Source organism: Stenotrophomonas indicatrix (genome assembly GCF_050573115.1).
GTDB lineage: Bacteria > Pseudomonadota > Gammaproteobacteria > Xanthomonadales > Xanthomonadaceae > Stenotrophomonas > Stenotrophomonas lactitubi_A.
Genome location: NZ_JBNYZT010000006.1, coordinates 114,436 through 134,194 on the forward strand (window position 1 = coordinate 114,436; position 19,759 = coordinate 134,194).

Here is a 19,759-nt window from a genome sequence, read left to right on the forward strand (position 1 = left end):
TGCAACCGGTCGATACAGGTGCGTCCTTCCGCCTGGAGTCTGTCATGTCGGCCGTCGTTCCCCACCTTCGGTCCCTGCGTAGCCGCGTTGTCGGGTTGCGTTCCCGTTTCCCTGGCCTGCTGCGCTGGCTGCAGCCCCATCGGCTCAGCGTCGCCGACAAGCTCAAGGCGACGTTGGTGGTCTGCAGCCTGGGCCTGGTGGCCATCGCCGCCGTCCACGCCTGGACCAGCCATGCGAGTACGCAGTCGGCCCGTGACCAGGCCAGCTACCAGCACGGCAGTGACCGCGTTGCATCGCTGGCGGCCCGGGTGGCCGAGGCCCGGCGCCTGCAGACCCAGTATGCGCGCAGTTTCGATGATGCGGACCGCAGCCAGTTGCTGGCCACGCAGCAGATGTTGAAGCAGGACCTGCAGGCGTTGCGTGGCATGCCGATGGACGCGGGCCGGCGCAAGGTGCTGCAGGCGATGACCGAGGCCGTCGATGCATTCTCACAGGGCATCGCCGCGTTGTTCGAGCGCGTAGATGAGATGGGACGCGGCGACGCTGGTCTGGCCGCACAGCTGCAGCAGGCCGCCGACGCACTGCAGACGCAGGTGGATGCGCTGGAGCGCCCAGCGCTGTCCCTGCATGTGCAGCGGATGCGACGTCAGGAAGCGTTGCTGCTGCTCGATGGTGATTCCACCCACGCCGATCGTGCCAGCGAAGAAAAGCTGCCCTTCGATCTGGCGTTGGCCGGCCTGCCAGCCGACGTGCAGGAGCGCGTGCGCAACGGCATGGAAGCGTACCAGGCCGCGTTGCTGGGCTATACCGCCGCGCGCGTCGGCCTGGATGTGGAGGCGCAGTCACTGCTGGAGGCCGCGGCGGCCGTGGGCCCGGCATTGGCCGCGTTCCAGCAGGCCCAGGTTGCAGCACTGGAACAGGCACAACTGCGCCAGCGGTCGGGTGCAAGGATGGCCAGCGTAGTGTTCGTGGTCACCCTGCTGCTGGTGGCCGGTGTGCTGATCACCAGCCTGGTACTGGTGGTGCGCGCGGTGCGTCGACCGATCCAGGACACCCTGCGCTTTGCAGGCGATATCGCGGATGATCGGCTCGACACCACGCTGCGCGTGCACAATGCCAATGATGAGATCGGCCAGCTCGCGCAGCGCTTGGTCGACATGCAGCAACGCCTGCGCGCGCGCACCGAGACCGAACGCGCGGTGGCGCGCGGCAACACGCGCGTGCGGCAGGCGCTGGATAGTGCCCAGACCGGCTTGATGGTGGTTGATGCGGAAGGGCAGGTGGCCTACGCCAATCCGGCGCTGCTGCAGTTGCTGGCGCTTCCCGCAGAGACATTGCTCGGTAGCGACGCGGTCCGCCTGCATCCGGCGCTGGCAGGACTGATCGGTGTCCGTCAGCGCGAAGTGCGTGAGATCGGCCACGCCGGTACCCGATATCAGTTGATCGCCAATGCCATCGTCGAGGACGACCACTTCCTTGGTGTCGCGGTGGAATGGCGCAGCCGCGCGCTGGAAACGCTGCTGGAAACTGAAGTAGCGGCATTGGTCGACGCGGCGGCGCATGGCGAACTGCAGGGGCGCATCGCGCTGGAGGGCAAGCAGGGGTTCGTGCGCACGCTGTCGACCAGCATCAACCGCCTGCTGTCCACCTTCGAGACCAACCTGGGCGACCTGCAGGCGCTGCTGGCCGCATTGGCACGTGGCGACCTGAGCGTGCGCATGGAAGGTGACCTGCAGGGCGTGTTCGCCCGCATGCGTGACGATGCCAACGCCACGGTCGCGCAGCTGGGCCACATCGTCACCCGTATCCAGCAGGCCACGGTCCGCCTGGACGTAGGCGTGGGCGAGATCGTTGCCGGCCATCACGATCTTTCCCAGCGCACGGAGCAGCAGGCGGCCAATCTGGAGGAAACGGCGGCATCGATGCACGAACTGACTGACACCGTCGGCCGCAACGCCGACGCGGCGGGGCTGGCCGATGGACTGGTACGCGACGCCGCCAAGGTGGCCGAGCGCGGCGGCACCGCTGTTGGCCAGGTGGTGGCGACCATGCAGGGCATCAGCACGGCATCGCGGCGCATCGGCGACATCATCCAGCTGATCGATGGCATCGCCTTCCAGACCAATATCCTGGCCCTCAACGCGGCAGTGGAAGCTGCGCGTGCAGGCGAGCAGGGCCGCAGCTTCGCGGTGGTGGCCGCCGAGGTGCGGCTGCTGGCCCAGCGCAGCGCGGATGCGGCCAAGCAGATCAAGGGACTGATCGAGGATTCAGTGGCGCGGGTAGGCCAGGGCAGTACGCAGGCCGAGCAGGCGGGCACGACGATGGACGAGATCGTCAGCAGCGTGCAGCAGTTGGCCGGGCTGCTGGCCGGCATCCGCAGTGCCTCGCATGAACAGCATGCGGGCATCGCCCAGGTGAACCAGACCGTCGTGCAGATGGAGGCCAGCACGCAGCGCAATGCGAGCCTGGTGGAAGAAGCAGGCGCATCGACCGCGCAGATGCAGGCCCAGGTGCAGGCGCTGGCCGAAGCGGTGGCGGCGTTCCGCCTGCAGCCCGAGCGGCGGGCGCGGGCAGCGGCGTGATGGCCTGATCACCTTCGCCGGGCACGGCCCGGCGCTACCGTTGAAACCCATGACGGATAGCGCCGGGCCATGCCCGGCGAACGGACTCAATACACGTCGCGCCGGTAACGTCCGTTCTCAAGCAGCGTCTCCACCGCGTCATCGCCCAGTGCTTCGCGCAGCACCTGGTCCACACCTTCGGCCATGCCGTGCAGCGATCCACACACATGGATCACCGCACCACGTGCCAGCCACGCGTGCAGTTCATCCACCACAGCGTGCAGGCGATGCTGCACGTAGCTGCCATCGTCCACATCACGCGAGTACACCGTATCCAAGCGGAGCAGGTGCGCGTCAGCCTGCCATCGGATGATCTCGTCGGCGAACAGGAAGTCGTGCGCACGCTGACGCTCGCCGAACAGCAGCCAATGACCGTGCTCACCGTGATGCGCGGCTTCGCGCAGCAGGCTGCGCAGGCCGGCGATGCCGGTGCCGTTGCCGATCAGCACCATCGGCGTACCCGGCTGCCGATGGAAGCCCGGATTGCGATGCACGCGGGCGGCAACCGCACCGCCCACAGGCGCATGCAGGGCCAGCCAGCCCGAGCCCAGGCCCGCGCGGCCGGCTGCGTCGTGAACCAGCCGGACCACCAGTTCCACATCGCCATCGGCGGCGCATGAGGCGATGGAGTACTCACGCCCAGGCAGTAATGGCAGACCTGACAACCACAGGCCTGCATCCCGCACCTGCAATGCACTGTCGGGTTCGGGCAGCACGCGTTCGCTGGCCAGTTCCAGCAGCGTTTTCGTACCATCGTCGAGCAGCACCGGTTGCAGGGGATCCAGACCATGCGCTCGAAGCACCGCGTGTACATGCAGCGCGTCGTGGCGTGCTGCGATATGCAGGATGTCACCGGCCTGCCAATCGACATCGGCCGGCGGTGCCAGGCGGATCTGCCAGATCTGGCCACCGACGCTGCCGGCGTTGAGCAGGGTGCGGTCGAGCAGGCGCCAGTCGTGCATCACCGTCGCCGCTGGCAGCACGCTGTCATCGGTGTCGATGCCGGTCAGCCCGGTCAGCTGCAGCTGCCACTGGCGCAGCGCCACCACCGAAGCAGCATCGACGTCGATGCGGGCGAACAATGGCTGCGCGCCCGCACGCGCCAACCAGTCATCGATCTGGACGCCGAACCCGCAGAACCGTGCGTACTGGTGGTCACCCAGCGCGAGCATGCCGTAACGCAGCCCGGAAAGGTCCGGAAGCTGTGCCAGCAGTTGGCGCGCGCTGCGCCGTGCGTTGTCCGGTGGTTCGCCATCACCGAATGTGCTGAGCACGAACAGCGCCTGTGTGGTGGCCTGCAGTTGCGCGGCAGTCACGCGCGCAAGCGGCAGCACCTGCACCCCGTGGCCTGCCGCCTGCAGCTGTGCCGCCGCACGCCAGGCCAACTGTTCGGCGAGGCCACTCTGGCTGGCATGCACCACCAGCCACGGTGTGCCTGCGGCGAGGGGTGTTGCTTCCGGAACGGTCTGCCGCAGTGCGCGCGCGGCGTGCTGGCCGCGGCGGCGGTCCAGGTACAACAGCCAGCCGGTGATGAAGAACAGGCACATACCCAGGCTGCTGAACATCACCACGATACGTCCGGGCATGCCGAAGAAGCTGCCCGAGTGCAGGGCGAACATGCTGGCGGTGAGCTGGCCGCCGGCACCCTGGCGCGCATACGGGCGCGCGTCGAGAACCGCGCCGGTGGCCGGGTCGAGCTGCAGCAGGTCGTGCGCACGATCGTGATGGCCGCCGCGTTGAGCGGGATCCGCCGACATCACCCGTACGTTGAGCGCTTGGCTGGGCTTCTCCGGCAGACGAAGGTCGATGAAGCCCTGGCGCACACCGGGCAGCGCATACAGCGTGGCCTCGATGTTGCGCAGATCCAGGGGAAGATCCGTGGCGAGTTTGTGCTTGGCGGGGGGCGTGACACCCAGCAGCTGGGTCAGCCCGTTGCGGTACCAGTCGAACGACCACCACAACCCGGTCAGCGCGCTCATCAGGTAGATCAGCAGCACCCAGGTGCCGATCACCGAATGCAGGCTCCAGAGGAAGCCGCGGCCCTTGCGCCCCCACTCCACCGCCAACCAGCTGCGCCAGTGCCACCAGCGACGCGGCCAGCGCAGGTAGAGACCGGACAGGGTGAAGAACAGCAGGGCGATCGCACAGCTGCCGGTGATCCACGAACCGCGCTCGCCGGCAACCATGTGGCGGTGCAGGTCCTCGACGAAATCGAAGAACGCCTGTCCGCGCAGCGCGCTGAAGCGCTCGCCGCTGTAGGGGTCGAAATACACCCAGTGGTCCTTGCCATCGGCAAAGCGTGCGACCGATGGGCGCTGGCCGCTGGCATCCACCCGCAGGCGCTGCAGCGGCCGCTCGCTGCCCGCCTGCAGCAACGGCACCAGTTCACTCAAGGCGAGCGGTTGCTGGTTGTCGGCATGGTGTTCGGCGATGGCGGCGAAACCGGGATTGGCCGCGCGCAGCAGCTCATCCTCGAACGACAGGACCGCACCGCTCAGGCCCATCACGGCCAGGATGGCACCCGCGCTGATGCCCAGCAGCCAGTGCAGTTGGAACAGGACGTTCTTGAACATCGGGATCGAGGGCCGTCGAGGCTGCCGCCCGCATCCTGCGCAACAGCAAATGAGAATTAATCTCGTAATTCTCCGGGGCCCGAGCCGCTGCGGTCAAGAAGGGTTTGCCGGCAGGGCTGCGCCCTGCACCCGCCGAAGCGGTAGTGCCGGCCGCTGGCCGGCAACCTCAACAGCAACAGCCGAAGCAACAGCAGAAGCTGGTTTCCTGAGGGTAGGCGGGGTGGGGCCGGTTGCGGGGGCCGCTGCAAGTACGTCCATGTAAGCTCGGTCGCCGCATCCATGCGGCTCACGCCCCCGCAACCGGACCCACCCCGTCTTCGACAGATTTCCGCGATCTGTCGGAATGGCATGGCCTGCTCTTGGTGGGTGTCGACCTTGGTCGACACGTAGATCCACGCCACGCGTGGATGCATTTCTTTCCATTGTCGAAATATTCGATTCCAGTGGAGATTCATCCACGCATGGCGTGGATCCATCAAACACCGGGAAACTGTCGAAGGTGGGGCGGTGTCGGATTGCGGGGTGTCAGCCGCATGGATGCGGCTGCCAAGCCCCCACGGATGGGTTTACGGCGTCCCCGCAATCCGACACCGCCCCGCCATCCCACGGAATGCCCGCTGTTGCCGTTGCTTCGGCCGTTGCCGTTGCTTAGGCAGGTGCAGGGCGCAGCCCTGCCGACCTTACTTCGCCCAGCCTTCGATCTCGCCGTGCGCGAACGGGCCGAGCTTGGCCTTCACCATCCGTCCCTGCGCATCGAACAGCACGCTGTAGGGCAGCAGCCCCTGCGCGTTGCCCAACTGCACGCTGGCATCGCGTGGGCCCGGGGTATCCAGCACGATGGGATAGGTCACCGGCACCCGCTGCAGGAAATCGCGCACGCCGTCCGGCGTATCCAGCGCCAGGCCCAACACCTGCACACCGCGCGTGCCCTGGCCCTCGGCAAAGCGGGCCAGCTCGGGCATTTCTTCCACGCACGGGCCGCACCAGCTGGCCCACACATTGACCAGCAGCGGCCGGCCTTTGAAGCGTTCGCGGATATCCTGCGCGTGACCTTCAGCATCGGGCAGGACCAGCGCCGGCAGCGGATCACCGGGCCGCAGCATCGGCAACGCTGGCGGTAACGCGGCAGCAGGCGCTGCGGTTTCCGCCGCCGGCCCAGGCGTCAGCCGATTGCCGGCCCACAGGCCAAGCCCGACAGCCAGCACCGCTGTCCACAGCAGTGCTGGCCGTTGCCACTTCATCGTGCGGTGCGCAGCAGCGCTTCTTCCACCAGCGCCTGGGTCAACAGGGTGGGCAGCACCGTCGGCGGTGCGCCGGGGCCGTACACCACGTACAGCGGCACGCCCACGGCCTTGTGCTCATCCAGGAAGGCGGTGATCTGTGGGTCCACATTGGTGTAGTCGCCGCGCATGTACACCGCGTTGGTGCGCTTGAGCAGTTCCTTGAACTCCGGGCGCGACAGCACCGCGCGTTCGTTGGCCTTGCAGCTCACGCACCAGTCGGCGGTCATGTTGACGAACACCACGCGGTTGTCGGCGCGCAGGCGGTCCAGCATCTGCGGCGAATACTCCACCACGTTCTCGCTGCTCGCCTGCGCGGCACGTGCCGGCGGTGCCAGCTGCGTCACGGCCCACACCGGCACCAGCGCCGCGATCACCAGCAGCACGCCCAGCAGCCCGGCCGCGCGCTGGCTGCGCCAGCGGCTGCGCTCGAACAGCCACAGGCCACCGGTGAGCAGCAGCAGGCCACCCAGCGCCAGCGCCATGCCATCCACACCGCGCTGCTTGCCCAGCACCCACAGCAGCCACAACGCGGCGGCGTACATCGGGAAGGCCAGCACGTGCTTCAGGGTTTCCATCCACTGGCCCGGCTTGGGCAGGCGACGCGCCAGCGCCGGCACGAAGCCGATCAGCAGGAACGGCAGGGCCAGGCCCAGGCCCAGGAACAGGAACACCAGCATCGCCGCCACCGGCGGTGCAACAAAGGCATAGGCCACCGCCGGGCCGAAGAACGGACCCACGCAGGCACTGCCGACCACGCAGGCCAGCACGCCGGTGAAGAAATCGCCGGCCGGGCCACTGCGTCGCGCCAGCGACTGGCCGAAGTTGCCGATGCCGCCGCCCATGGTGAACACGCCGGACAGGCTCAGGCCCACCGCGAACATGATGTAGGCCAACGCCGCGACCACGCCTGGATGCTGCAGCTGGAAACCGATGCCGACTGCGTTGCCCAGCATGCGCAGGCCGACCATCAGCGCGCCGATCACCGCGAAGGCAACCAGCACGCCCAGCGTGTACCACATGGCATGGCTGCGGGCGCGTTCGGGGCTTTCCCCGCTCTGCGCCAGGCTCAGCACCTTCAACGACAGGATCGGCAGCACGCAGGGCATCAGATTCAGCACCAGGCCTCCGCCCAGCGCCAGCAGCAGCACCCACAGCAGCGAGCTGTCGGTTTTCGGCACGCGGCTGGGGGCCTTGGTACGCAGTGCATTGTCCTGCTGCGCATCAGCGGCGAATGCATCGCGCGCGCCGCTGCTGGCGTCGGCACCGCCCGTGGTGGCGGGCGCGTCATTGGGCACAGTCGGAAGCAGGCGCAGTGGCGTGCCGTTGGCGCCCTCGCGGGTGCTGGCAGCGGCCGAAGGCGGCAGCGAGCGGATCACTTCGTCGCGTGCAGCCGGTGCATCACCGGTGGCGTTGACCTTGCCGGCGGGGATCGACAGCTTCACCCGCCGGGTCATCGGCGGATAGCAGATGCCATCGGTCTGGCAGCCCTGGAAGGTCACCACCAGCGTGCTGTCGACGGCCTCGGCGCGGCTGCGGCGCAGCGGCACTGGCACTTCCACCTGGTTGAAATAGACCGCCACATCACCGAAGTGCTCGTCGCGGTGCGACTGCGCCGTCGGCCAACGCGGCTTGTCGGCCAGTACTCCGGCGCTGCCCTCCAGCTTCAGCGAGGTGCGGTCGCGATACAGGTAATAGCCCGGTGCCGGGCTGAAGCGCAGCAGCACGGTGTTGCCATCGCTGGCGATGGCATCGAAGCCGAACGCCTGTTCCGACGGCAGCGGCAATGCCTGGCTGTTACTGGTGCCCGGCAGCCGCAGGCCACCGCCACTACCGGCACCGGCCAACGGGTTGTTGAACGCACTGGCGCCGGTGGCGCGTGCGGTCGGCAGCGTGGCAGGTGCACCACCCGCGCCGGGCAGGGTCACCTGCACCACGCGCTTCTGCGGCGGGTAGCACACACCGGCATCGGCGCAGCCCTGGTAACGCACTTCCAGGCTGATGGTGCCGGCGGCATCGGTGGGCGCGCCGGGCAGGGTGGCCTGCAGACGCTCGCGGTAGGTCTCCACTTCACCGAAGAAATCGTCGTGGTGCTTCTTGCCTGCGGGCATCTGCAGCGCAGCGGCATTGAAGGCAGGATCGGCCTTCACCGTGGTGCGGTGGCGATACAGGTAATAGCCGGGGGCTATCTTGAACTGCAGTTGGATCTGGCCACGCTCGGGCGCGCTGGCAGTCAGCGCGAACGCCTGGTCCACCGGCAGCAGATCTTTTTCATCCAGCGCGAAGGCCGGCAACGAAAGCCACAACAGGGCGCACAAGGCGGCGCCACGCGCAAACAGAGTCTTCAATCAGTGTCCTCCCGGGTCTGTGCCCGGATCCAGTCCAGATACGCCGGCAGGCCGGCCCGGGTTTCGACCGCGATGCACTCCGGGAGTTCATACGGATGCAGTTCGACGATCCGGGCGATGGCTTCATCGACACGGCTTGCGGTGGTCTTCACCAGCAGCTGCAGTTCGGCGTCGGTGGTCACCTCGCCCTGCCAGCGGTACGTCGACTGTGCGCCGTCCAGACGGGTGACGCAGGCAGCCAGGTGCTCGGCGACCAGCGCGTGCGCGATGCGCTCGGCACTGGCCCGGTCCGGGCAGGTGGTCAACAGCAGCAGGACGGGATCGACGGTCGACATGACCGTCGAGTATAGGGCCCCTGTCCGACCGGGTCAGGATCGGACAGGGGAAATACAACTTTCTTCAAACGGAGTCAGTTGGCCAGCTGGCAGGTCGCCGGCTTGGCCGAGGTGAACAGGCCCGGGGTGGCCCACTCGGGGTGGTCGATGAACGGGTTGCGGTTGCCCTGAAAGCTGTAGATCACGTCATTGCGGGCACGTTCTGCAGCGCTCGGCGGATCAGCAAGATGCCAGTCGATCAGGGTCGACAGCAGGCCCATGTAGGCCGGCGAGCTGCTGGTCTTGACGATCTTGCTGCGGTCGTCGGTCAGTTCCAGGTCCGGTTCGGACTGGCCGGTGGCCGCATCCTTGCCGCCTTCATAGCGGATGGCCATGTACATCACCGCGCGTGCCATGTCGCCCTTGCGCGCACCCCAGACTTCGAAGGTGCCAGCGTTGCCATCCGGCGTGCGTACCCAGTTCGAATTGCCCGGGTAGCCGCCGCTGCCGCCGCCCTGGCCGTTGTTGGCCTCGGTGGCGCGCTCGCCGCAGTTGGCGTCGCACTTGCCGAACGGCTTGTTGCCGCGGTCGGCGTTCCACTGTGCGTCGGTCAGGTACAGCATGTGGGTGTCGGTGTAGGGCGCGTACGGCAGGCCCTTGTCGCCGGTGGTGCTGGCAAAGCCCAGCGAATTGGGCCAGGTGTGCTCGCGGTTGTACTTCAGGCCGCCGCCACTGCCGGCACGGTCGGTCACCTTGGTGTAGCTGCGGTTGCGGTAGGCGTCGAGGATCTTGCCGGCGTTGTTCGGATCTTCGTCGGCGATCTCCAGGATGGTCCAGGTGCTGGTGCCCGAGCCGCTGTACGGATACGCGGTGTGGCCCTTGATGGTGGCGTGCAGCGAGCAGCGCAGCTGGCTGGGGCTGCTGGTATTGACCTTCGAGTAATAGCCCGCCGGGCCGCCGGGATTGCCCGGATCCGGGTTGCCGGTGGTGGTGGCCACGGTGAAGGCGATCCGGCTGTCGGTCGCCGGACGGGCACCCTGTGCGTCGGTGATGCGTGCGGCACGGATGTCGAAGCGGCAGGCCTCACCGGCGACCAGCGCGGTGTTGGTCGACAGCTTCACGCTCTTGCCGCTGGCCGGCCAGGTCAGCGGCACACTGCCGGAGGTGCCGCAGGTCAATGCGAAGGCGCCGCTGGCGAGGTTGACCGTCTCGCTGAACACCACTTCCAGGTCGGCGGCGGCCGGGAAGGTGCTGCTGCCCTGTGCCGGCGTGGTGGTGGACACCGACGGCGGCGTGTTCGGGCCCGGGGTGCCACCGCCGCTGAAGGTCTGGTTGTTGTTGCAGCTGCCGAAGGTCTGCTTGGCCGATTCGGCCCACGTGAAGTGCGCGTACTGGCTGCCGCTGCCGGTCAGCTGCAGCGACGTACCCGCCGCGGTGCTGTTGGTTTCGGCAACCGGAATGTTCTGGCTGGTCATGCCGGCCGCGGGGCCACCGGAGGCGGTGATCGCGCCCTCGTAGCTGAGGAACTGGACCACCTTGCCACTGGCGTCGACCAGGGCGATGCCGTCGTTGGGGCCGTTCTGCAGGCCGTTGGTGGGGTAGGTGACCACGGCCAGGGTGGCGCTGCCGCAGCTGGCCGCGGTTCCCGACGGTACTGCGTTGTTGGCGTAGACCGTGGCGGCCGACGGATTGCTGCCGTTGTAGAGGTACAGGCGGTAGCCGGACAGGTCCTCGCCGGCGGTGGCGGCCACTTCGATGGCTTCGCCGACGTCACCGGCAGCGGTGCTGTCGTCGTAGTGCAGTTCGTTGATGAAGACCTCGGCCTGGGCCGGCGCGGCAGCCAGTGCCAGCAGGCAGGCGGCGGCGAGCGGGGACAGCAATCGCATCGACTACTCCTTGTGATTGGGAATGCCGGGCCACCCTAAAGCCGATCTGGTGACACTTTGTCGTAAATGAACGCCAGATATCTGACAGTGAGACGCCCATCACCAAAATACCGGATCCCCGGACATCGGGCTGTCGCGGCGCGTCGATAAAAATTTGCCGGCCGGGCCTTGAAAGGTCCCCGGGGGTCTCCATCTCTGTCCTGCTCCCGACCTGTCGGGCTTTTTCACGCGCGTTGCTGGCAGTCACCTGGTGTGAGTGCTAACATCGCCGGACTTTTTCAGACCAATCAATAACTTAAGAGGTCCCACATGAGCATCAAGCCGCTGCACGACCGCGTTGTGGTCAAGCCGATCGAAGCCGACGAAGTTTCCGCCGGTGGCATCCTGATCCCGGACTCCGCCAAGGAAAAGTCCACCAAGGGTGAAGTCGTGGCCGTGGGCCCGGGCAAGCCGCTGGACAACGGCAGCGTGCGCGCTCCGTCGCTGAAGGTCGGTGACAAGGTCATCTACGGCCAGTACGCCGGCAGCTCGTACAAGAGCGAAGGCGTCGAGTACAAGGTCCTGCGCGAAGACGACGTGCTCGCCGTCATCGGCTGAGCGTCGGCGCGACCTGCTTTCCAGTAAGACATCCCCTTTCGTCGTCGGGCCTGGCCCGGCGCAATCAACGAGGTAATCGCAATGGCTGCCAAGGATATTCGTTTCGGTGAAGACGCCCGTTCGCGCATGGTGCGCGGCGTCAACGTTCTCGCCAATGCCGTCAAGGCCACCCTGGGCCCGAAGGGCCGCAACGTCGTGCTCGAGAAGAGCTTCGGCGCCCCGACCATCACCAAGGACGGCGTCTCCGTCGCCAAGGAAATCGAACTGGCTGACAAGTTCGAGAACATGGGCGCGCAGATGGTGAAGGAAGTCGCGTCGCGTACCAACGACGACGCCGGCGACGGCACCACCACCGCCACCGTGCTGGCCCAGGCCCTGATCCGCGAAGGCGCCAAGGCCGTTGCTGCCGGCATGAACCCGATGGACCTGAAGCGCGGTATCGACAAGGCCGTCGTGGCCGCCGTCGCCGAGCTGAAGAACATCTCCAAGCCGACCGCTGACGACAAGGCCATTGCCCAGGTCGGCACGATCTCGGCCAACTCGGACGAGTCGATCGGCCAGATCATCGCCAATGCGATGAAGGAAGTCGGCAAGGAAGGCGTGATCACCGTTGAAGAAGGCTCGGGCCTGGACAACGAGCTGGACGTGGTCAAGGGCATGCAGTTCGACCGCGGCTACCTGTCCCCGTACTTCATCAACAACCAGCAGTCGCAGACCGCTGACTTGGATGACCCGTACATCCTGCTGCACGACAAGAAGATCTCCAACGTCCGTGACCTGCTGCCGGTGCTGGAAGGCGTCGCCAAGGCCGGCAAGCCGCTGCTGATCGTGGCCGAGGAAGTCGAAGGCGAAGCGCTGGCGACCCTGGTGGTCAACACCATCCGCGGCATCGTCAAGGTTGTGGCCGTCAAGGCTCCGGGCTTCGGCGACCGTCGCAAGGCGATGCTGGAAGACATGGCCGTGCTGACCGGCGGCACCGTGATCTCCGAGGAAGTCGGCCTGTCGCTGGAAAAGGCCACCATCAAGGACCTGGGCCGCGCCAAGAAGGTGCAGGTTTCCAAGGAAAACACCACCATCATCGATGGCGTGGGTGACAAGGCTGCGGTCGATTCGCGCGTTGCGCAGATCAAGACCCAGATCGAAGACACCTCCTCGGACTACGACCGCGAGAAGCTGCAGGAGCGCGTGGCCAAGCTGGCCGGTGGCGTTGCAGTGATCAAGGTCGGCGCTTCGACCGAAATCGAAATGAAGGAAAAGAAGGATCGCGTCGACGACGCCCTGCACGCGACCCGTGCGGCCGTTGAAGAAGGCGTGGTTCCGGGCGGCGGCGTTGCCCTGGTCCGTGCGGTCTCCGCGCTGGCTGGCCTGAAGGGTGCCAACGAAGACCAGAACCACGGCATCCAGATCGCCCTGCGCGCGATGGAGGCCCCGCTGCGCGAAATCGTCGCCAACGCTGGCGAAGAGCCGTCGGTCATCGTCAACAAGGTCAAGGAAGGCACCGGCAGCTTCGGCTACAACGCCGCCACCGGCGAGTTCGGTGACATGCTGCAGTTCGGCATCCTGGACCCGACCAAGGTGACCCGTTCGGCGCTGCAGAACGCAGCCTCGATCGCTGGCCTGATGATCACCACCGAAGCCATGGTTGCCGACGCTCCGAAGAAGGACGAGCCGGCCATGGGTGGCGCTGGTGGCATGGGCGGCATGGGTGGCATGGGCGGCATGGACTTCTAAGTCCCGCTGCACCGGTAGCTGCTGACCCAGGTCGGCACGCTTCCCTGCTGCAATGAAAAACCCCGCCGCAAGGCGGGGTTTTTTTGTGGGCGATGATCGGTGTTCGCTGCGCAACTACCGGTCAGCTGCCGGAGCGCCCTGCAGTTGCCGCTCTTCGCTGCGACGCAGGCAGATCCACTCGGCGCCGCTGCCGATCTGCACGCGGGTATCAGTCATTGCATCAGCGCCCAGGATCAACGCGGGGCGTTCTTTCAGTCCCAGCGAGGCAAACACCGGCAGTTCACTGATGCGCACTTCCAGCGTCGGATGTTCCCAGCTACCCATGCGCAGTCCCGGCAAGGGCGCCAGCCAGGTTTCCACCACCCGCTCGCCGAGGCCCCGCGTTCCTTTGGCGCGCACCGTCACCCGTGCATCGCTGCCGTCGGTGCGAAAACCGAGTGCTGCAGCGGTGGCGCCATTGAGCACCGTCTGTGCCGCGCCGGTGTCGACAACACCGATCATCTCGACGCCGGTGCCGGTCACCCGTATCGGCACGAAGCCGAAACGCTGCATGCTGGTATCGCGCTGGGGCAGCGCATTGCGCAGGCAAGCGTCATCGTGCACCAGCGAGCCGGGCGGTTGCAGAAGCGCCTGCTGTGCGGCGATGTCGTAGGTCGTGTCGAAGCGACTGGTGACATCGTTTCCGAGAATGCCGTCGATGCGGCGATCACTGTCGCCGGCGAGCCGGCTCAGATCGGTCTGCAGCATCGCTGCATCGAAAGCGAAGGTGCCCAGGTGCCAGCCAGCCGTGCGGGTACGTCGCAGAATCGTGCTGCGATCGGTGGCCCCCTCCACGCGTGTCTCGGCACTGGCCGTATCTTCCAGCCCGCGTCGCCGGGCCGTCGCCTCATCCACCACGGTGGCCCCGGCTGCGCTGTCGATCACGAAGTGCAAAGGCTCGACGCTGTCGCCCAGCTGCATCGCCACGATGGGATGCCCACCGTGCATCCACATGGGGAGCACATGCGTCTCCGTGGTGGCGGGTGCGGCCATGAGTGGCGTGCTGGTCATGCAGGCAAGCGCCAGCAGGGTACGGATACGCATCGTGTAGGTCTCCATCGGGGGGACCATTGCAGCCCACCCCCGTATCCGGCAGATGTCCAGCCAGGCGCCGCGCCGATACAGTCCCGATACAAACGCGCGCCATAATCACCGCATGACTGCAGCAACCGACATCGTGGTGGTGGACGATGACCTCAGCATCCGCGATGCGATTGCCGACTGCCTGCGCGCGCACGGCTACCACGTACGTGTTGCCGCCCATGCCGCCGCGCTGGACGCGCTGCTTGCCCAGCAGGGGACCGATCTGATCGTGCTGGACTGGATGATGCCGGGCGAAGACGGGCTGTCGGTATGCCGCCGGATGCAGTCACAGGGAACCCCCATTCTGATGCTCAGCGCCATGGCAAGCACGCCTGACCGCGTGATTGGCCTGGAAGTGGGCGCTGATGACTATCTGGCCAAGCCGTTTGACCCTCGCGAACTGTTGGCGCGGGTGCGCGCGCTGCTGCGGCGCGCGCAGAAGCAGGCGGACAGCGAAAGCGCCCCGGTGCTGTATTTCGATGGCTGGAAGCTGCAGCTGGAACAACACCGCCTGCTCACGCCAGCGGGGGCCGAGGTCAGCCTGACCAGTGGCGAGTTCGCGCTGTTGCGGGCGCTGGCTGAGCGTGCCGGCCGTGTACTCAGTCGCGAGCAGCTGCTGCGGTTGACCAAGGGCGACGCCAGCGAAGCGTTCGACCGCGCCGTGGATCTTGGCATCAGCCGTCTGCGGCGCAAGCTCGCCCAGTCCGCAACCGGCGGCGAGGCACTGGTTCAGACTCTGCGCGGCGAAGGCTACCGGTTCTCCTCCAAGGTCAGCCGGCGATGACGCGCCCTTGGCGGACCGCGACCTGGATGGCGCTGCTGACCCTGTCCACCCTGCTGGTGGCCCAACTGGTCAGTTTCGCCGTGGTCTGGACGGTCCCCAGCCCGGCCGCGCCACAGATGAGTCTGCTTGATGCCGTGCAGGTCATGGAAGGACGCGCTGCCGCGCCGCTGGGCCTGCGCCGTTGGAGCCAGGCCAACGCGCCGGCCGGCCTGGACAACGACTGGATGAGTGCTGTGGCGGCCGCGCAGCTGCGGGTGCCACGCGAGCGGGTAAGGACAGCCTGGCTGCGCACCCCCGATCCAGCCGTTGTGCAGGTACAGGTAATCAAGCAAGGACAGCTGCTGAAGACCGGGCCCGAGCAACGCGCTACCGTTGAGCAGGCCCTGCTGCTGCCGGATCTGCGCTGGCCCGCCTTCGAACTGGCGGTGCAGCAGCCGGATGGGCGGTGGAGCGTAGTGGGCGCCAACCACAACGAACTGCTGCAGTGGCGCAGGCAGGTGCTTCTGGCCTTGCTGGCCGGGGCCGTGCTGCTGGCGCCGCCGGCCGCCTGGCTGGCGCTGCGTCTGACGCGACCGTTGCGGCGTCTGGCCGATGCAAGTGCGGATCTGTCGCTGCAATCCAGCGCTCGACTGCCGCTGGAGGGCCCGCACGAGGTGCAGGTGCTGGCCTCGGCGATGAACGCTGCGCGCGAACGCTTGCGCGGTCAGGCCCACGATGTGACCCGGATGCTGGCCGCCGTAGCGCATGACCTGCGCACGCCGTTGACCAGCCTGCGCCTGCGTGCCGACAGCGCGCCGCCAGCGCAGGCAGCGCGCATGGTGGCTGACATCGAACGCATGAACGCCATGATCGAGCAGGTTCTGGACTACGCCCGTGGGGAGCTCGAACCTCCTGTGCTGCAGCCGCTGGATATCGCGGCGCTGCTGGACGATTGCGTGCAGTCGGCGCGCGGGCGTGGCGTGGTCATCATTGCCATATTGCCTGCCGAGCTGTCGTGGCATGCGGATGCGCTGCTGCTGAGGCGCGCGCTGGACAATCTGATCGACAACGCAGCGCGCTACGCCGGTGCAGTGGAGCTGCGTGTTGCACAGGTGGGACAGAGGCTGCATCTGGAGGTGCTGGATCGCGGTCCCGGCATCGCAGCGGCAGACCGGCAGCGCCTGCTGCAGCCGTTTCAGCGCAGCGAAACCTCGCGCAGTCGCGATACGGGAGGCGCCGGGCTGGGCCTGGCAGTCGCCGCCAATGCGGCGCACCGTCACGGCGGTGAACTGCAGTTGCTGGACCGTGAAGACGGCGGCCTTGTGGCGAGGCTGATCCTGGCGCCGTGAAGGTTCCTGCAATATCCGGAGCATCTATTTTTATTATATGATTAGGCGGCTAATCATGATGGATGACGCGTGTGCTGGAAGCCAAACACCTTGCCCTCATCAACGAAGCGGAGCGCCGTGGTGACGCAAACCTCGCGCCGCTGCGCCTGTGCTTCCAGCTGCTCGCCTTGTCCAGCGCGATCGACCGTGACTGCGCTGCACGCCTGGCGCCGCACGGCCTCAGCGAAGGCCGCTTCGTCGTGCTGTTCCTGCTGCATGGCGCCGGCGGCACGCTGCCGCCGCACGAGTTGGCCGAGCAGGCCGGTGTCACCCGCGCCACCATCAGCGGATTGCTCGATGGCCTGCAGCGTGACGGCCTGCTGCAGCGGCGCAGCGATGCCGAAGATGGTCGCCGTCTGCAGATCGTGCTGACGGCGCGCGGCAAGCGCCTGGCCGGCGATCTGTTCGACCAGCACACGCAATGGATCGGTGGACTGTTCAACGGTCTTGATTCCGGTGAACAGGCGCAGTTGTCGCTGCTGTTGGAAAAGGTCTGGCGACACACTGACGCGGGTCAGGAAACAGGTACATGAGCACTAACATTGCCACGGCACGCCTGCAGGCACTCAATGCGGGCAGCGCAGCCAGCACGCATCTGGCCGAGTGCCTGGCGGTGGACTTTGCTGCGTTGCTGCAGGCAGTGGCACCGACCTTGCCACCGGCCTCGATACAGCGCATGCACGCCGCCGCAGGCAAGGGAATCACCCAGCGCATGGCCTTGGCCGCAGCGCTTCTGCGCGAGGGAGGACAGGGCGACGTGCAGCACTGGCAGGCGCATCCCTCCGACACCGTGCGGGGCTGGGCGTGCTATCTGATTGGCGGTGACGCGCAGGCGACGTTGTCCGACAAGCTGCAGGTGATGCGTCCCCTGGCAGATGATCCGCACTTCGGTGTACGCGAATGGGCGTGGTTGGCGCTGCGCAGCGAGATCGTCGACGCACCACTTGAGGCGCTCGCCCTGCTGAAACCCTGGGCGCAGCAGCCTTCGCCGCATCTGCGCCGCTTCGCCTGTGAGACGCTGCGTCCCCGCGGTGTCTGGGCCACGCACATTGCGCTGTTCAAACAGCAACCCGAACACGTGCTGCCCTTGCTGGAGGCACTCGCCGACGATCCAGAGCGCTACGTGCAGGACTCGGTGGGTAACTGGCTCAACGACGCCGGCAAGAGCCAACCCGACTGGGTGCGCGCTGTGTGCAGGCAGTGGCAGTCAACGCACGACAGCGTCGCCAATACGTACATCCGCAAGCGCGCGCTGCGTTCGCTGTAACGCGTTACCGCTCACGCCGAACCCCGGTAGTGCCGGCCGCTGGCCGGCAACCCCATGACCCTCAACGAATCCCCCTGTCCCACCCGCTCAACAGAGTGCACTCCAATACAGCCGTGGCACATGCGCGTGTCATCCATTCCGGGTAAAGATGGCGCTCGGCCGTATCCATCCGCAGGGAAGTCGAGCATGCAGAGCAAGATCCAGGTGACGTTGTACGGAACCCTTGGTGACAGCCCGGCGCTGCAGCTGCCGGGCCTCGAAGGACCGTCGGTCGCCATCCAGGAAGCCACCCTGCGGCAGCTGGTGTCCGATCTGTATACGGCCAGGTCCATGCTCAACCCCGAACAGCTGGATGAGGCCAGGCGGGAACTGGACCGCGTGGTGGAGCGCTGGGTGGATATCCACGAGACGCTGTTGCTGGACGTGGAAGTGCATGGCGGCCGATAGTCCGCTGAACCGCGCCCGCAGTTGCGGATGAAACAGTTGGCACCTGCCAAAACCGTGTGTTATCAATAGATCCCATGAACGCAACCCACGCCAGCTTTTATTGGTATTACTTTCCGAAGCCCCCGGCGGAGGAAGGATTGCGCTCACCCTGAAGAAAGCTTCAGACGCATTCCCGAAAGCCGCCAGCGAACCTGGCGGCTTTTTTCATGTCGCCACGCTGCGGACCCCCAACGTTCCGTAGAGACCCCCCACCATGCCCCCGCACACCGACGACCTGCGTATCCGTACCATCGAACCACTGACACCGCCTGCCCAGCTGCTGGCGATGCTGCCCTGTGATGACGAAGCTTCCGACACCGTCAGCGCCTCGCGCGCGGCCCTGCACCAGATCCTGCACGGCCGCGACGACCGTCTGGCCGTGGTGGTCGGGCCATGCTCGATCCACGACCCGAAAGCCGCCATCGAGTACGCCCAGCGCCTGAAGCCGCTGCGCGATGCGCTGGCGGGCGAGCTGGAAATCGTCATGCGCGTGTACTTCGAAAAGCCGCGCACCACGGTGGGCTGGAAGGGCCTGATCAACGATCCGGACCTGGACGGCAGCTTCAAGATCGACAAGGGCCTGCGCATCGCCCGTGGCCTGCTGCGCGACATCAACAAGCTCGGCCTGCCGGCCGGTGTCGAGTTCCTCGACGTGATCTCGCCGCAGTACATCGCCGACCTGGTTGCCTGGGGCGCGATCGGTGCACGTACTACCGAAAGCCAGGTGCATCGCGAGCTTGCGTCGGGGCTGTCGTGCCCGGTCGGCTTCAAGAACGGCACCGATGGCAACGTCAAGATCGCCGCCGATGCCGTGGGCGCCGCCTCGAATCCGCATCACTTCCTGTCGGTCACCAAGCAGGGCGGCACGGCCATCGTCTCCACCACCGGCAACCCGGACTGCCATGTGATCCTGCGTGGCGGCAAGCAGCCGAACTACGATGCGGCCAGCGTGGCCGATGCCTGCCAGGCGCTGGCCAAGGCCAAGCTGCCGACGCGCCTGATGATCGATGCCAGCCACGCCAACAGCCTGAAGAACCACGAAAACCAGCCGAAGGTGATTGAAGACATCGCCACCCAGCTGGAAGACGGCGAACAGCGCATCGTCGGCGTGATGGTCGAAAGCCATCTGGTCGGTGGCCGCCAGGAACTGGTGAAAGGCCAGCCGCTGGTCTACGGCCAGAGCATCACAGATGGCTGCATTGATTGGGACACCACCGTGACGGTGCTGGAGCGACTGGCTGCGGCCGTGCGCGCCCGTCGCGAAGTGAAGGTGTCCGAGGCCGCTTGAGTTGCGGCACGTGTGTGGATGGCGGCCAGCGCCTGCGGGGGTGCGGCCGCGATCAGGGTCGGTCGGAGTTGGAGACCGGCCCGTCTGCACCGGCG

15 protein-coding genes are annotated in these 19,759 nt (G+C 66.7%); 9 read left to right on the forward strand and 6 right to left on the reverse strand.

The window, feature by feature from the left end:
- Positions 1 to 44 precede the first annotated feature (44 nt).
- A complete protein-coding gene (locus ACQ5SA_RS15015) occupies positions 45 to 2,582 on the forward strand; it encodes a methyl-accepting chemotaxis protein (RefSeq protein ID WP_499314731.1) in 2,538 nt (845 codons plus the stop codon).
- A gap of 86 nt (positions 2,583 to 2,668) precedes the next feature.
- On the opposite strand, the gene ACQ5SA_RS15020 is transcribed toward ACQ5SA_RS15015, so the two are convergent.
- The 5 genes from ACQ5SA_RS15020 to ACQ5SA_RS15040 form a co-directional block, all read right to left on the reverse strand.
- Positions 2,669 to 5,194 (reverse strand): PepSY domain-containing protein, encoded by a 2,526-nt coding sequence (locus ACQ5SA_RS15020; RefSeq protein ID WP_499314733.1) that lies wholly within the window; start codon positions 5,192 to 5,194, stop codon positions 2,669 to 2,671.
- 680 nt (positions 5,195 to 5,874) lie between these two features.
- Positions 5,875 to 6,435: a TlpA family protein disulfide reductase gene (locus tag ACQ5SA_RS15025; protein WP_499314734.1), complete on the reverse strand. Its 561-nt coding sequence runs from the start codon at positions 6,433 to 6,435 to the stop codon at positions 5,875 to 5,877.
- A complete protein-coding gene (locus ACQ5SA_RS15030; RefSeq protein WP_499314736.1) occupies positions 6,432 to 8,822 on the reverse strand; it encodes a protein-disulfide reductase DsbD family protein in 2,391 nt (796 codons plus the stop codon). Before ACQ5SA_RS15030 ends, ACQ5SA_RS15025 begins: the two co-directional genes overlap by 4 nt.
- Positions 8,819 to 9,157, reverse strand: coding sequence for a divalent-cation tolerance protein CutA (gene cutA / locus ACQ5SA_RS15035; protein ID WP_025878647.1), 339 nt, complete (start codon positions 9,155 to 9,157; stop codon positions 8,819 to 8,821). Before cutA ends, ACQ5SA_RS15030 begins: the two co-directional genes overlap by 4 nt.
- A gap of 74 nt (positions 9,158 to 9,231) precedes the next feature.
- On the reverse strand, positions 9,232 to 11,022 hold the full coding sequence (locus ACQ5SA_RS15040) for an endonuclease (protein ID WP_499314738.1): 1,791 nt from the start codon (positions 11,020 to 11,022) through the stop codon (positions 9,232 to 9,234).
- Between the two features lie 309 nt (positions 11,023 to 11,331).
- Between ACQ5SA_RS15040 and ACQ5SA_RS15045 the strand changes: the two genes are divergently transcribed.
- Entirely contained in the window at positions 11,332 to 11,619 is a 288-nt protein-coding gene (locus ACQ5SA_RS15045; protein ID WP_176019429.1) for a co-chaperone GroES, read from the forward strand.
- A gap of 81 nt (positions 11,620 to 11,700) precedes the next feature.
- Entirely contained in the window at positions 11,701 to 13,350 is a 1,650-nt protein-coding gene (gene groL, locus ACQ5SA_RS15050; protein ID WP_025878650.1) for a chaperonin GroEL, read from the forward strand.
- A 114-nt stretch (positions 13,351 to 13,464) separates the two neighbouring features.
- Here the strand turns inward: groL and ACQ5SA_RS15055 are convergent, their stop codons facing one another.
- Positions 13,465 to 14,433: an aspartyl protease family protein gene (locus ACQ5SA_RS15055; RefSeq protein ID WP_499314740.1), complete on the reverse strand. Its 969-nt coding sequence runs from the start codon at positions 14,431 to 14,433 to the stop codon at positions 13,465 to 13,467.
- Between the two features lie 112 nt (positions 14,434 to 14,545).
- Here ACQ5SA_RS15055 and ACQ5SA_RS15060 point away from each other — a divergent pair, with 112 nt between their 5' ends.
- The 6 genes from ACQ5SA_RS15060 (at position 14,546) to ACQ5SA_RS15085 (ending at position 19,664) form a co-directional block, all read left to right on the forward strand.
- Positions 14,546 to 15,256: a response regulator gene (locus ACQ5SA_RS15060; protein ID WP_312109908.1), complete on the forward strand. Its 711-nt coding sequence runs from the start codon at positions 14,546 to 14,548 to the stop codon at positions 15,254 to 15,256.
- A gap of 32 nt (positions 15,257 to 15,288) precedes the next feature.
- The gene (locus ACQ5SA_RS15065) at positions 15,289 to 16,584 is read left to right on the forward strand and encodes a sensor histidine kinase (protein ID WP_499314919.1); all 1,296 of its coding nucleotides are present in this window, start codon (positions 15,289 to 15,291) and stop codon (positions 16,582 to 16,584) included.
- Between the two features lie 71 nt (positions 16,585 to 16,655).
- A complete protein-coding gene (locus ACQ5SA_RS15070) occupies positions 16,656 to 17,156 on the forward strand; it encodes a MarR family winged helix-turn-helix transcriptional regulator (RefSeq protein WP_312110282.1) in 501 nt (166 codons plus the stop codon).
- Positions 17,153 to 17,890: a DNA alkylation repair protein gene (locus ACQ5SA_RS15075; RefSeq protein ID WP_499314742.1), complete on the forward strand. Its 738-nt coding sequence runs from the start codon at positions 17,153 to 17,155 to the stop codon at positions 17,888 to 17,890. The genes ACQ5SA_RS15070 and ACQ5SA_RS15075 overlap by 4 nt, the downstream gene beginning before the upstream one ends.
- 186 nt (positions 17,891 to 18,076) lie before the next feature.
- Positions 18,077 to 18,337, forward strand: a complete 261-nt coding sequence (locus ACQ5SA_RS15080) for a hypothetical protein (RefSeq protein WP_312110277.1) — start codon at positions 18,077 to 18,079, stop codon at positions 18,335 to 18,337.
- Between the two features lie 253 nt (positions 18,338 to 18,590).
- Complete coding sequence (locus tag ACQ5SA_RS15085) at positions 18,591 to 19,664, forward strand: 3-deoxy-7-phosphoheptulonate synthase (protein ID WP_499314744.1); 1,074 nt, start codon at positions 18,591 to 18,593, stop codon at positions 19,662 to 19,664.
- Positions 19,665 to 19,759 lie beyond the last annotated feature (95 nt).